The sequence below is a fragment of the Sporosarcina sp. genome, from assembly GCF_029257255.1.
GTDB lineage: Bacteria > Bacillota > Bacilli > Bacillales_A > Planococcaceae > Sporosarcina.
The window spans coordinates 108823-120812 of sequence record NZ_JARICI010000004.1; the positions used below are offsets into that span (position 1 = coordinate 108823).

General features: G+C 45.9%; 16 protein-coding genes. 12 read left to right on the top strand and 4 right to left on the bottom strand.

The window, feature by feature from the left end:
- Positions 1–103: 103 nt before the first annotated feature.
- The 6 genes from Q1J64_RS01125 to Q1J64_RS01150 all read left to right on the top strand — a co-directional run bounded on the left by Q1J64_RS01125 (position 104) and on the right by Q1J64_RS01150 (position 3601).
- The gene (locus Q1J64_RS01125) at positions 104–877 is read left to right on the top strand and encodes a DUF4230 domain-containing protein (protein ID WP_301107254.1); all 774 of its coding nucleotides are present in this window, start codon (positions 104–106) and stop codon (positions 875–877) included.
- 5 nt (positions 878–882) lie between these two features.
- On the top strand, positions 883–1575 hold the full coding sequence (locus Q1J64_RS01130; RefSeq protein ID WP_301107255.1) for a uracil-DNA glycosylase: 693 nt from the start codon (positions 883–885) through the stop codon (positions 1573–1575).
- Positions 1576–1590: 15 nt separating this feature from the next.
- On the top strand, positions 1591–1767 hold the full coding sequence (locus tag Q1J64_RS01135) for a uracil-DNA glycosylase (RefSeq protein ID WP_301107256.1): 177 nt from the start codon (positions 1591–1593) through the stop codon (positions 1765–1767).
- Complete coding sequence (locus tag Q1J64_RS01140; RefSeq protein ID WP_301107257.1) at positions 1764–2018, top strand: DUF5327 family protein; 255 nt, start codon at positions 1764–1766, stop codon at positions 2016–2018. The genes Q1J64_RS01135 and Q1J64_RS01140 overlap by 4 nt, the downstream gene beginning before the upstream one ends.
- Positions 2019–2120: 102 nt before the next feature.
- A complete protein-coding gene (locus Q1J64_RS01145; RefSeq protein WP_301107258.1) occupies positions 2121–2501 on the top strand; it encodes a DUF423 domain-containing protein in 381 nt (126 codons plus the stop codon).
- Positions 2502–2560: 59 nt separating this feature from the next.
- Positions 2561–3601, top strand: coding sequence for a beta-carotene 15,15'-monooxygenase (locus Q1J64_RS01150; protein WP_301107259.1), 1041 nt, complete (start codon positions 2561–2563; stop codon positions 3599–3601).
- 49 nt (positions 3602–3650) lie between these two features.
- Here the strand turns inward: Q1J64_RS01150 and gerQ are convergent, their stop codons facing one another.
- Both gerQ and hemQ read right to left on the bottom strand, forming a co-directional pair.
- Positions 3651–3995: a spore coat protein GerQ gene (gene gerQ, locus Q1J64_RS01155; protein WP_301107260.1), complete on the bottom strand. Its 345-nt coding sequence runs from the start codon at positions 3993–3995 to the stop codon at positions 3651–3653.
- Positions 3996–4400: 405 nt separating this feature from the next.
- Positions 4401–5150, bottom strand: coding sequence for a hydrogen peroxide-dependent heme synthase (gene hemQ, locus Q1J64_RS01160; RefSeq protein ID WP_301107261.1), 750 nt, complete (start codon positions 5148–5150; stop codon positions 4401–4403).
- 217 nt (positions 5151–5367) lie between these two features.
- Between hemQ and pta the strand changes: the two genes are divergently transcribed.
- Together pta and lipL are read left to right on the top strand one after the other, a co-directional pair.
- The gene (pta, locus tag Q1J64_RS01165) at positions 5368–6339 is read left to right on the top strand and encodes a phosphate acetyltransferase (RefSeq protein ID WP_301107262.1); all 972 of its coding nucleotides are present in this window, start codon (positions 5368–5370) and stop codon (positions 6337–6339) included.
- Between the two features lie 59 nt (positions 6340–6398).
- Positions 6399–7235 carry an octanoyl-[GcvH]:protein N-octanoyltransferase gene (lipL, locus tag Q1J64_RS01170; protein ID WP_301107263.1) on the top strand — a complete coding sequence of 279 codons (837 nt, stop codon included), beginning with the start codon at positions 6399–6401 and terminating at the stop codon, positions 7233–7235.
- 21 nt (positions 7236–7256) lie between these two features.
- Here lipL and Q1J64_RS01175 read toward each other — a convergent pair whose 3' ends face one another.
- Positions 7257–7895, bottom strand: coding sequence for an RsfA family transcriptional regulator (locus tag Q1J64_RS01175; RefSeq protein WP_301107320.1), 639 nt, complete (start codon positions 7893–7895; stop codon positions 7257–7259).
- Between the two features lie 90 nt (positions 7896–7985).
- On the opposite strand from Q1J64_RS01175, the gene Q1J64_RS01180 reads away from it, so the two are divergent.
- From Q1J64_RS01180 to Q1J64_RS01190, 3 genes are all read left to right on the top strand, one after another.
- Entirely contained in the window at positions 7986–8162 is a 177-nt protein-coding gene (locus Q1J64_RS01180; RefSeq protein ID WP_301107264.1) for a hypothetical protein, read from the top strand.
- Positions 8163–8609: 447 nt separating this feature from the next.
- Positions 8610–9902 (top strand): HD domain-containing protein, encoded by a 1293-nt coding sequence (locus Q1J64_RS01185; protein WP_301107265.1) that lies wholly within the window; start codon positions 8610–8612, stop codon positions 9900–9902.
- Between the two features lie 17 nt (positions 9903–9919).
- The gene (locus tag Q1J64_RS01190; RefSeq protein WP_301107266.1) at positions 9920–10426 is read left to right on the top strand and encodes a YwgA family protein; all 507 of its coding nucleotides are present in this window, start codon (positions 9920–9922) and stop codon (positions 10424–10426) included.
- A 502-nt stretch (positions 10427–10928) separates the two neighbouring features.
- Here the strand turns inward: Q1J64_RS01190 and thmT are convergent.
- Positions 10929–11114 (bottom strand): 2-hydroxymuconate tautomerase, encoded by a 186-nt coding sequence (gene thmT / locus Q1J64_RS01195; RefSeq protein WP_301107267.1) that lies wholly within the window; start codon positions 11112–11114, stop codon positions 10929–10931.
- Between the two features lie 67 nt (positions 11115–11181).
- Between thmT and Q1J64_RS01200 the strand changes: the two genes are divergently transcribed.
- Positions 11182–11700 carry a YwhD family protein gene (locus Q1J64_RS01200; protein WP_301107268.1) on the top strand — a complete coding sequence of 173 codons (519 nt, stop codon included), beginning with the start codon at positions 11182–11184 and terminating at the stop codon, positions 11698–11700.
- The last annotated feature ends 290 nt before the right edge of the window (positions 11701–11990 follow it).

Consider the following 11990-nt stretch of genomic DNA (forward strand, 5'->3'; position numbering starts at 1 on the left):
TGACGCTGTGAAAAAGTGAAACTTATTACCTTGCAGAACGTACAGATAGATAGAGATGTATGATATATTTTATCGGGTTATTCATATAGAAAGGTCGTGAATCATGAGCAAGCATGATCCGTCTGAATCAGGAAAACGTGAAATCGAACGGGCGGATGAAGAGACGTCTGTTACCGTCGATGAAATGATAAAGCGGAAACCAAAGGCGAGAAAGAAGCGCAAGCGGAAAATGGGGTTCTTGGAACTAGGATTTACTCTCTGGTCTTCTTGGAGAAAAACCTATATCCTGCTCATTCTGATGCTGGTAGCAGCGATCATCATCCTGCCTGTAGCGGGGTTCTATCTCATTAAAATGGGCTCGACCTTCTCGGAACAAAAAGGCGCATTTGTCGAGCATGTCCAGGAACTTCAGGAATTGACCACGGCTGAAGCCTATACAAAAGTCCTTGTCGAACGCACGGACAATGAATTATTTGGACAGAGCATCGGCGTCAACTTGCCAGGCACGAAACGTAATCTCTTGGTCGTCATCCCGGGCTCCGTCAAAGCAGGCATCGATCTTAGCGATATCACGGAAAATGACCTGACAATTGACGACACAGAAAAGACTGTGCGTCTACGTGTACCTTCGGCAGAATTCCTTGGAGGCGCAGAAATTTACTTCGATCAAGTGGAGGTTTATTCACTAGAAGGATTATTTCGCACGAAAGCGGATATAGAAGAAGGGTACGAACTTGCCAATGAAGCGAAGATTTTGATTGTGGAAGAGGCGTCTGAACAAGGCGTACTGCAAACGGCCGAGCGTAACGCGGAGAAGACATTGAAGGAAATGTTTTCATTAGCAGGCTATAAGCTAGAGGTCGAATTCAAGGAGTGATGCAGATGAAGCCGAAATTTCATAATGATTGGGACACTGTACTAAGTGAGGAATTTGAAAAGCCATACTATCAGACACTGCGAAAATTTCTGCAGTCGGAATATGCGACACATGTGATTTATCCACAAATGCAGGATATGTGGACCGCTTTCGAATTAACGCCGTATCATGACGTAAAAGTGGTGATTTTGGGACAGGATCCTTATCACGGACCGGATCAGGCAGAGGGGATGAGCTTTTCTGTCAAGCCGGGCATCAAGATTCCGCCGAGTCTGCGCAACATCTTTAAGGAACTTTCTTCAGATTTGGATGTTCCGATACCGTCGAGCGGTACGTTGACAGGTTGGGCGGAACAAGGTGTATTATTATTGAATACCGTACTTACTGTGCGTGAAAGTTCAGCGGCTTCTCACAAAAGGCAGGGCTGGGAACTCTTTACGGATGAAGTAATTCGCAAGTTATCTCTGCGCCGAGAGCCGATCGTCTTCATTCTATGGGGCCGCCATGCGCAAGAAAAGACGGCTTTGATTAATCGGAGAAGACATACGATTATTGAGTCAACGCACCCAAGTCCATTCAGTGCCGCCCGTGGTTTTTTCGGCAGCCGTCCATTTTCCAGAACAAATGATTTTTTGCGTGAATGGGGCAGCGGGCCGGTTGATTGGGCTAAAACGTCAGCGGATCAGCTGGAAAGTTAGAAAGGGAGTGGGACAGTGGCTGTCAACTGCTTCGAATGTATTCATTTCTATACGACATGGGATCCCCAAAATCCGCGTGGTTGTAAAGCTTATGGATTTAAGACTAAGATGATGCCATCCATCGTGGTCAAGCGTTCATCCGGAATAGAATGCTTAAAGTTTGAATCAAAGAAGGAGACGGGAAGACGATGATTTCATCCGATCAATTATTGAAGGAAATAGAGCAGCAACTCGCTTTGGCTAAACGAGCGCCGAATGAACAAGTGAAAAGAGAAGCACTTTCGGCAGTGCGTGCGCTGTGTAATGTCATGCTGAGTGATTCGAAAGCGGCAATTGCGCCGTCCGCACCGAGAGCAATCCAACTCCAACAGCCTGTTACATCACTGAATGAACAGCCGCTGCAGGAAGCAGATGCGAACGGCGAGTCCTTGTTCGATTTTTAACGTTGCCACAAACCGTTCGAAAACTACACCATTCAGATGATTTGAATATGGTAAACTAGAAACAGTATGTACGTGATCAGTCGTCAGAAAGAAGGAATATTCATGCCGTTTTTTATTATAGCAGGAGCGATTAACGCAGCTATTGCAGTGGCGTTCGGTGCATTTGGAGCCCACGCGCTGAAGGATCGTCTGTCTGAACATTATTTGGCTGTCTGGGAAACCGCGGTCCAGTATCAAATGTTTCATGCCATCGGATTAATTGCGGTCGGTATATTAATGAGCAGTGCATTGCTCGGACCATCTTCTGCATTATCATGGTCAGGGTATTTATTGCTTGCAGGAGTCATTACTTTCTCTGGAAGCTTATATGTACTCAGCCTTTCCGGAATTGGAATACTCGGAGCCATTACCCCGATCGGCGGCGTGGCGTTCATTGCCGGCTGGATCATGCTGATTGTGGCAGCTGTGAAGTTCGGAAACTAAGACAAAGGTTTTATAGCCTTTGTCTTTTTTCATAACTTACTTTTGAAAGGAAGTGCGTCATGGGCCAGGTATTTTCCAGTAAACGAAATACTTTCTTTACTGTGTTGCTGCTGTTCGTGCTTGTCAGCAATTTTCTTATTTACCGCTTGCCTGTCATCCCCGGCCCAGCAGAAGCGAAGGGGGTCGTGCTGGGTTCGATCATTGACCTCGCCGTTGTAGCCCCGCTATTGATACTGGCAATCACACGCCGCAAGGGCTTTACGTTCAAGCGGGTCATTACGTGGGTTGTGCTCGGGCTGTTCGCTTCCCGTTTTATCGTGCCTGCAGCTTACTTCCAGCCGTTCAAGTTCATTCCATATGTCGCTTTAGGCATCGAGCTGCTCATCATATTGACAGAAATATGGCTGATTGTCCTGCTGGTCAAACATCTGCCGTCAATCCTGCGCCAAATGAAATCCACTGAATCGAGCAGTCTCTTTGCTTTCCCGGCCTTAGTGAAGAAAAAAGTCTCGGATTATCCAATCATTCGAATATTGGCCGCTGAGTTTTTGATGTTCTACTATGCGTTTGCATCTTGGAAACAGAAGCCGCCCGAGAATGCTGAAAGTTTCACGATGCACCACAATACGAGCTTCATCGCCTTTTACGTTATGCTGATTCATGCAATTGCCATCGAAACATTAGGCATTCATTGGTGGCTTCATGATAAGTCAATGATCTTATCACTCGTGCTGTTATTTCTGAATATTTATTCAGTTTTGTATTTTGTGGCGGATATTCAAGTCGTGCGTCTCAACCCATTGCAAGTTAAGAGTGACCGGCTTCAGATTTCGTTGGGACTGGGGAAGCGAATGGAAATCCCGTTTGACGCGATTCAGAGAATTGACTGGGGAGACAGCGCCGCTTCCTGCAATCTGAAAAATAAAGAAGTGATCGATTTCATTGCGAGGGATTTTGAAGAATCATTTCCGCAGGCTGTGATTCATTTTAATCGTCCGCTCCCCGCTGTGCTGTTCCTGGGACATGAGAAGAGTTTCCGTGCAGCTGCGATCCGCGTAGACGATCTGCCGCGTTTTCGAACAATTATGGAAGCTTTATAAATAGTGAAACGGGCTGCCTGGGAAATTCCCGGCAGCCCGTTTTTAGCTATTATGGCGTCTGATCGAAGTAATTTAGTTCTTCATCAAACTCTGCGTAATCGAAGTAAATCATCGGGAAGAGGTATCGTCGTCCAGTTTTTGCTTCGCTGAGAATCACGTGATCGCGTCCAGCCGCTTCTACCATTCCAGCAACCTCTTTAGTATTCTTACCGGCCTCAATCGCATGTTCGAATGAAAAATGAAAAATCCCTGGCTTTCCTCTGTTTAGCCGTAAAATATTCTCGATGTATGATTGCTCCCTGATTGGAAGCACATTAGGATTACCTCCCGAGTATGAAGTTTGCGGAGGCGCCATTTGCTGCTGGCCGTAGCCTGGATAATAATATTGAACCATTTCAACATCCTTTCATTAGATAAGTGGGCAGTCTCTTTCCGTCGGGGAGAAGAAGCAGTAGTGCGGTTACTGCCATAACAGCCAAAGCAAAACCCCTTGCTCGTATTCTATGTCCTGACAGGCAACGGTATGACAGGAAGTTTTAGAAGGATTATGATCGAGGGCGGAGTACTTATGAGCGCTCGCGAGAGGTTTATGATCATATGGGGCAAATGAAAGATTTGGAATAGCGCGTGCAATGTATGCTTTGGCGCGGTCAACAGCCACTTACGCTCGGTATCGCTGTGTTAAGGTGCGTTCAGCCACTTGTTTGGTGCGGCCAAACTCGACTTCGTGCTATTGTTCCCGGCAAATCTTACAAATGAACGCAAAAAAGCCGCGAAATGAATCGCGGCTGAGAATTTATTATACTTCGAAGAATGCTCCACGTTTGTCGTCTTCCAAAATTGTTCCAATGAAGAATGATCCGAACACGCCGTAACGTGCGCTTACTTCATCAAAACGCATTTCATAAACAAGCTTCTTGAATTGCAGTATGTCGTCTGAGAAGAGCGTAACGCCCCATTCGTAATCGTCAAAACCGACAGATCCCGAAATGATTTGCTTTACTTTTCCAGCGTATCCGCGGCCGATCATGCCGTGACTGCGCATCAGGCTTTTGCGGTCATCCATGTTGAGCATGTACCAGTTATCATCGCCTTCGCGCTTCTTGTCCATCGGGTAGAAACAGACATATTGGCTGCGTGGAAGTTCAGGGTACAGGCGTCCGCGTACATAAGGGTTCTGATATGGATCTTCGTCGGATTCGCCTGCGAGGTAATTGGACAGTTCCACAACGGAAACGTAAGAGTATGCCGGAATTGTGTAGTCTGCGATCGTCAATTTATTGAATTCAGCTTCAAGTTGCTGTAATTCATCCATTGTCGGACGCAAAGTCATCAGCATAAAGTCTGCTTTTTGACCAACCACTGTATAAAATGCATGGCTACCTGTCTTCGCTTCATCTGCTTTTTGAAGGCGTTCCAAGTAGTTTAGGAATTCATTGACTGCTGCTTGACGTTCTTCTTTGGAAATCAGTTTCCAAGAGGCCCAGTCCATTGTACGGAAATCATGAAGTACGTACCAACCATCTAATGTAATCGCTGCTTCGTTCACTTGAATTCAGTCTCCTTTTACTTCAAAATAGGTTCTGTTTTAAGTGTATCATAAACGTTCTTCTGACGATAATGATATAGGAGTTGCACACAAATGATGTTTGACAAAATTGTGCCTATAGGAAGAAAGTGTCTGAAAAGTTCGAAAGCCATAGTGAATTAACTAGTAATTTCAGGTATGATGAATAGGAAAATATAACAGAAGGTGGGACTTGGATATGGCAGATCTTTTTGATGGAATTAGAGCACAGCTCGAAGGTAAGGGGAAGACGATTGTATTGCCTGAGGGGGAAGATGTACGGATTTTGGAAGCGGCTGTTCATTTGCAGAAAGAAGGCATCGTAACGCCTGTTTTACTCGGTAATGAAGAGGCGGTCAAAAAAGCAGCGGCAGACGGCGGTTACGATATCAGCGAGATTGAGCTAATTGATCCTGCAAACGCTTCCTATCGCGAAGAACTTGCGGAAAAGTTTACAGAACGCCGCGCGGGAAAGGCGACAATTGAACAGGCACGCGAGCAAGTGAAGGATGTCAACTATTTCGGAACTATGTTAATCTATACAGGACGTGTAGACGGCTTAGTGAGCGGTGCTGCGCATTCTACAGCAGATACAGTACGACCGGCTCTGCAAATCATCAAAACGAAGCCCGGCATTTCGAAAACGAGCGGCGCTTTCATTATGATGAAAGAAGAAGAGCGTTTGATATTCGCAGACTGTGCGATCACAGTGAATCCCTCAGCAAAAGAACTGGCGGAAATCGCAGTGGAAAGTACGAAGACAGCGAAAGCGTTCGGAATTGATCCGCGTGTTGCGATGCTTTCATTCTCTACAAAGGGCTCTGCCGTAACGGAAGAGACGGAAAAAGTAGTGGAAGCAGCGAGTATCGCCAAAGAAATGGCACCAGAATTGCTGATCGACGGAGAATTCCAGTTTGACGCAGCGTATATTCCAGCTGTCGCGGCGAAAAAAGCACCTAATTCGGTCATTAAAGGTGATGCGAATGTGTTCATTTTCCCGACGCTTGATGCAGGAAATATCGGCTACAAATTGACGGAACGATTAGGCGGCTACGAAGCCATCGGACCGATTCTGCAAGGTTTGAATGGACCGGTGAATGATTTGTCACGTGGCTGTTCTGCAGAAGATGTGTATAAACTTTCATTGATCACAGCAGCACAAAGCCTGTAAACCGCACATTGTGAAGCGTCTGCATACATATTAGAGAAACAGCAATGGGAGAGCTAGACATGTCACAGCATAAAAATTTATTGAATCAGCCGGCCTGGCGATTTATTGATGAATCCATCACTGCGCGCAATCGATCCGCACTGGAATCGTTCGCAATGGATGATACGCTCTGTCAATTAGTTGGCCAGCAAAAAAGTGTACCTGTCATGAGAACGTGGGTGCATGATAAAACAATTGTCCTCGGAATCCAAGACCATCGCATGCCGTTTATCCAGCAGGCGATAGAACGCATCGAACAGCACGGCTACCAATCAATCGTCCGTAATTCTGGCGGTCTCGCGGTCGTTCTGGATGAAGGCGTATTAAATATTTCTCTGATTTTCTCAGAACAGAAGTCTTCCATCGATATTCCGGTAGGCTATGAAGCGATGCTGACTTTCGTCAAGTTGCTGTTCCCGGAACTTGGAGAACGGATTGAAGCCTATGAAATTGTCGGTTCCTACTGCCCGGGTTCTTATGATCTGAGTGTAGACGGCAAGAAGTTTGCAGGTATTTCTCAGCGCAGACTGCGTTCAGGTGTGGCGGTCCAAGTCTACCTTTGCATAGAGGGCAGTGGCTCTGAACGTGCAGCTTTCATTCGGGATGTCTATGAAACAGGACTGCAGGGAACGGAGACGAAATTTGCTTATCCTGAAATCCGGCCGGAAGTAATGGCTTCTTTGTCGGAGATTCTTGATATACAGCTGACTGTCAATGAAGTCGTGATTCGTCTGCAATTGTTGCTGCGCTCACTGACAGATGACGTGCGGCATGGCGGACTGACTGATGAAGAATTGGATCTTTACGGCTTTTATTTACAACGGGTTTTTGATCGCAATCAGAAAATGTTATCGTGATACGAAAAAAAGAGCTGCCAATCAATGATTGATTGGTGGCTCTTTTGATGATACTAAATTTCCGTTAGGTTCCATTGTGAAAAGCGGTGCAACGTGTTCGCTCTCTTCGTTGAGTGCGATTAGTCTGCGTGCGCGATTCATGATCTGGACGAATTGCTCGTAATCGTCTTTTAACGTGCGATTCTCTTTTTTTAGTGTCTCTATTTCAGTTTCCATCGCTTTTAGCTGTTCCGTCGCCGTTTTCGCAGTCTGTTTCCAGCGAAGTGCATCGGTATCGGCACCGCCGTTATGATGCATGCGAATTAAGTAGGCAATCACTGTGTCGAGTGATAATGCGGAAAGCGGCACTTGGATTTTCTCCTGGCCTTCTGCTCCCGGCTCCGTGCTGTACATCTGCTGGTTGCGTCTTTTAAAATCTGTACCTAGCACACGCAGCGTCTGCTTTCTCTCTTTCTTCGCTTCTGACAGCTCGCCCTCGTATTCTCTACGAACGACCGCATTCCATCTGAACCCGCAAGCTGCTGCGGTTCTATTCAGCGCGTCTCCTACTTCCTCAAACGCACTCAGCTGTGTACTACCTTCTCTCACATGTCTCAACACCGTCTCTGCCAACAACTCATCATCTTGTTCTAACCATGCATCCTGTCTAACTTTCACCATCTCCATGCCTCCTGTCTTGTACTCTCTTTCTACTGCCATTATGGCCAGCTCCCAAACCTTTTATTCAAAGACTTGTAAAATTCTATCAAGATGGTAAAAAACAAAAGCGGAAAGCGCCGTTCAGCTGTGACAGGCGTTGGAGGGCTTGCCGGCAAAGATGCGGTGTTTGCATCTTTTCGGAAAGTCCGAAACGACCCGAACAGCTGGCGCTTGGAGCTGGATGAAAACAAAAGCGGAAAGCGCCGTTCAGCAGCGACAGGCGTTTAGTATTACCTCGAATTAAGTTGGCAAGAGTGTTGTGTTTTTCACCGATTCGGCGCTGGGGGATTGCCTTACGCTGAGAGTCAGCTGGCGAAGTGCGCGCCAGATGTCTCTCACAGCAATGGCTGACTACGCAGTTGAGCCTTCGCTGTAGCATAGAAAGCAGATCATGCTACAAATCTTCAAAACGTTAAGTGAATATGTATGGTTTCGTCACTCGACCTAAGAACGCCGCGTCAAAGTACCATAATTTCTGAAAGACACAGAAATACGGCAGCTTACCCATTCCTACTGCAAATAAAAGGACAACGAATAGCAAGAACTCTATTTGAATTGACTATTCAGCTTGCGGAAAAAGTTTAGAGTTCGTTTAAAGAAAAATCCATCATAGAGTCTATGTTGTCTTGTGTCGTTTTTTGCTATACTGGATAGAATGAAGGATGAGGTGACGACATGCCATATGCAAATGAAAAACTGCCTGAAGAGAAAGTGTTCAAAGACCCGGTTCACCGCTATATCCATGTGCGTGACCGTGTGATTTGGGACGTGATCAACACGCGTGAATTCCAGCGCTTGCGCCGAATTCGCCAGCTTGGGACGACGTATCTGGTGTTCCACGGAGCTGAACACAGCCGGTTTCAGCATTCGCTTGGGGTCTATGAAATCGTTCGACGTATTATCGACGACGGCTTCAGTGGACGTAAGGAATGGGATGAAGGACAGCGGCTTGTAGCGTTATGTGCGGCACTGCTTCATGACCTTGGTCACGGACCGTTTTCACATGCGTTCGAAAAGGTATTTAATTTGGATCACGAGCATTTCACCCAGCGAATTTTATTGGGGCAGACAGAGGTTCATGAAGTACTGAGCCGCGTGTCACCTGACTTTCCACAGAAAGTGGCAGATGTTATCGACAAGACCTATCCTGATAAACTAGTCGTCAGCTTGATTTCCAGCCAAATTGATGCGGATCGTATGGATTATCTCCAGCGCGATGCGTATTATACTGGTGTGTCGTACGGCCATTTTGACATGGAGCGGATTTTACGCGTCATGCGGCCGACAGAAGAGCAGGTCGTTATCAAAGAAAGCGGTATGCATGCAGTCGAGCATTACATCATGAGTCGGTACCAGATGTACTGGCAAGTCTACTTTCATCCGGTTTCACGGAGTGCGGAAGTTATTCTGATTAAAATTTTACATCGTGCAAGATATTTATTCGAAACAGGGTATGCGTTTAAACAAGACCCTCTCCATTTTGTGTCGTTTTTCAAAAAAGAGTTTGGACTGAAAGAATACATAGCACTCGATGAGGGTGTATTGTTGACCTATTTCCAGTTGTGGATGGACGAAGAAGATGCGATCCTGGCAGATTTATGCGACCGGTTTGTCAATCGTCGACTGTTCCAGTATGCCGAGTTTGACCCGGCTTCACACTACATGAAAATAGGCGAGCTGATGAAACTGTTCGAACAGGCAGGACTTGATCCGGAATATTATTTAGTAACGGATTCTTCATCCGATCTGCCGTATGATTTTTACCGTCCGGGAGAAGAGAATGAGCGTGTGCCGATTTATCTGCAAATGAAAAACGGCGACCTGCGCGAACTGTCCAGAATGTCTGACGTAGTAGAAGCAATTTCCGGCAAACGCCGTACAGATCATAAAATTTATTATCCGGAAGATATTTTGATGGATGGATCGAACTTATTGCATGAGAAAATTTTAGAAGTGTTACGAAGATAAGAGAGGGGTTGCGCGAATTGCTGCAAGAGCACGCAAAAATCGTTCAGTTTGTGTCGTTGGCGAATGAAGTAAATGGCCGCAAGAAAATGCAGAAGATGATTTATATATTGAAGAAGATGGATTTCCCGTTCGCTGAAAAGTACGAGCTCCATATGTATGGGCCCTATTCGGAGGAACTGACGCTGCGGGTAGAGGAATTATGCGAAATGGGTTTTCTGGCGGAACGTTTTGAAGATAAGGGATCGTACAAGCAATATTGCTATCAAGTGACGGCTGAAGGCTCAAAGTTTCTAGGCACAGCGGATGAACCGAAAACACAGCTGCCAGACTGCATCGGACGCCTCAACGACAAGTCATCACGTTTCTTGGAACTGGTGTCCACGCTACTGTTTTTCGACCAGTTGGACAAGGAAGAACAAATCGCCAAAGTACGCATTGTGAAAAACAAACTAAACTTCACAGATCAGGAAATGGACCAGGCCTTCGCCTTCATCAAAGAACTACAAACCTACTCCGCCAGCTAAATAGCAAAATGAAAAAGGATTCTCAGTTTTGAGGGTCCTTTAATTTGTTGCGGTGAAGTGAGTAAGCAGTTGGGATACCGTTCCCCTGCGTTCCGGGCGGACGCGTTCCCGAGGGCGTGCGGTGAACCACACCCTCGCTGCGCTCGTTGGGTGTTTCACCTGTCCCGCTGATCCTCCGGGAGTCGCCGCCCTGCACTCCGGTACACTGGGTGGTGTTTCAAAAAGAAGTGTAGGTTAAAGAACGAGCCATTTTGTTTCTGCTTCATATTTTATATATATAATTCTCCCATACGACAATACTTCATCAATCCCTATATAAACAAGCAATGCTGAGTACCTTAACTTACACAAGTTGTTGGTCATTTTAACAGATAAAAAAAGAAGTATTGGATCTACAACCACTATTTGTTATATACAAACGGTATTCTAACCTACATACTAAGTCGTTTTTAGCTGTGCAAACAAAAAAGGACTCTCACAACCCGAGAATCCTTTCAAATGCTTACTTATCGCTTTCTCTGACGCCGCCCTTAGACATGTGACTCTTGGACATTTCTTCGATGATGACAGTTACGTTTGCAGCGGGTGCGCCGGTAGTTTCAACCACAGCATCTGTCACTTTTTCACACAGCGCACGCTTCTGGTCATCCGTGCGTCCTTCGAACATTTTTACGGTTACGATTGGCATATTACTTCCTCCTAAGCAGAAAATTCAGGTATAGTACATATAATAACAGACATAGAGGGGGATTTACATGGCGAGTGAACAAAACTCCAAGCCGAAACTAGGCTTTACCATTATTAAAAACGACCCGACAGACGGCCATAAAGGATTCGGTATCGGCTCGTTGTCACTGGAAAATATCTCACCTGTCATCATTGACGTGGAAGAAGGCACTGCACAAGTAGAAATGGGTGCGATGCATGCGCGCAGTGATACAGAGCGGGGCATCAAATTTACGACCAACCGCGAAGACTCTGAAGGTGGAAAACCATACTGGCTCGTCTGGGTAACGATTGATTATCGTGAAGAAGGCCCTTATTACGCAGGTGTCACAGCTTGTGAAATGGTCGTCAACCGTGAGAAGCGCCGAGGTTACAAATTGCTGGCGGATCACGTCAACCGTATGGATAAGTCCATGAAACGTCAGATTATTGTGGATGAGATGGATGATCGCTCGAAGAAAATCCTGGCTGACTTTTTACGCTCACACAATATAGAATTATGGGAACGCAGCACACCGGAATTGCATGAAGGACTGCGTACGGAGTAACACTTTCTATGAGAAGTGCTAAATCGCTAAAACTCTAAATAAGTCAAAACTGTGACAATTCATTTTGGCGTCTCTTTGAGGTTGAATGTCAGCTGTAAAGGAAGTAAACTGGACATACAGCTTTGCTGCTGTAATCTAGGACAGCTAGTGCAGATTCCTATTTTTTGAAGATGCCACAAAACCCAAGCGGGCAAATTCAGCCAATAGCTTTGTATTAGTCAAAAAATCCTCACTCTCCGCGGATCGGAGAGTGAGGATTTTTTTATCTGGATTCAGCAGGCCGAGGCGTG

Bases quoted from the DNA above. Each gene is read 5' to 3' on its own strand.
- Q1J64_RS01140 (WP_301107257.1), top strand. From the start codon at position 1,764: ATGATTTCATCCGATCAATTATTGAAGGAAATAGAGCAGCAACTCGCT.
- Q1J64_RS01145 (WP_301107258.1), top strand. From the start codon at position 2,121: ATGCCGTTTTTTATTATAGCAGGAGCGATTAACGCAGCTATTGCAGTG.
- Q1J64_RS01180 (WP_301107264.1), top strand. From the start codon at position 7,986: ATGGTAAAAAACAAAAGCGGAAAGCGCCGTTCAGCTGTGACAGGCGTT.
- lipL (WP_301107263.1), top strand. From the start codon at position 6,399: ATGTCACAGCATAAAAATTTATTGAATCAGCCGGCCTGGCGATTTATT.
- Q1J64_RS01150 (WP_301107259.1), top strand. From the start codon at position 2,561: ATGGGCCAGGTATTTTCCAGTAAACGAAATACTTTCTTTACTGTGTTG.
- Q1J64_RS01125 (WP_301107254.1), top strand. From the start codon at position 104: ATGAGCAAGCATGATCCGTCTGAATCAGGAAAACGTGAAATCGAACGG.
- gerQ (WP_301107260.1), bottom strand. From the start codon at position 3,995: ATGGTTCAATATTATTATCCAGGCTACGGCCAGCAGCAAATGGCGCCT.
- thmT (WP_301107267.1), bottom strand. From the start codon at position 11,114: ATGCCAATCGTAACCGTAAAAATGTTCGAAGGACGCACGGATGACCAG.
- Q1J64_RS01130 (WP_301107255.1), top strand. From the start codon at position 883: ATGAAGCCGAAATTTCATAATGATTGGGACACTGTACTAAGTGAGGAA.
- pta (WP_301107262.1), top strand. From the start codon at position 5,368: ATGGCAGATCTTTTTGATGGAATTAGAGCACAGCTCGAAGGTAAGGGG.
- Q1J64_RS01200 (WP_301107268.1), top strand. From the start codon at position 11,182: ATGGCGAGTGAACAAAACTCCAAGCCGAAACTAGGCTTTACCATTATT.
- Q1J64_RS01175 (WP_301107320.1), bottom strand. From the start codon at position 7,895: ATGGTGAAAGTTAGACAGGATGCATGGTTAGAACAAGATGATGAGTTG.
- Q1J64_RS01185 (WP_301107265.1), top strand. From the start codon at position 8,610: ATGCCATATGCAAATGAAAAACTGCCTGAAGAGAAAGTGTTCAAAGAC.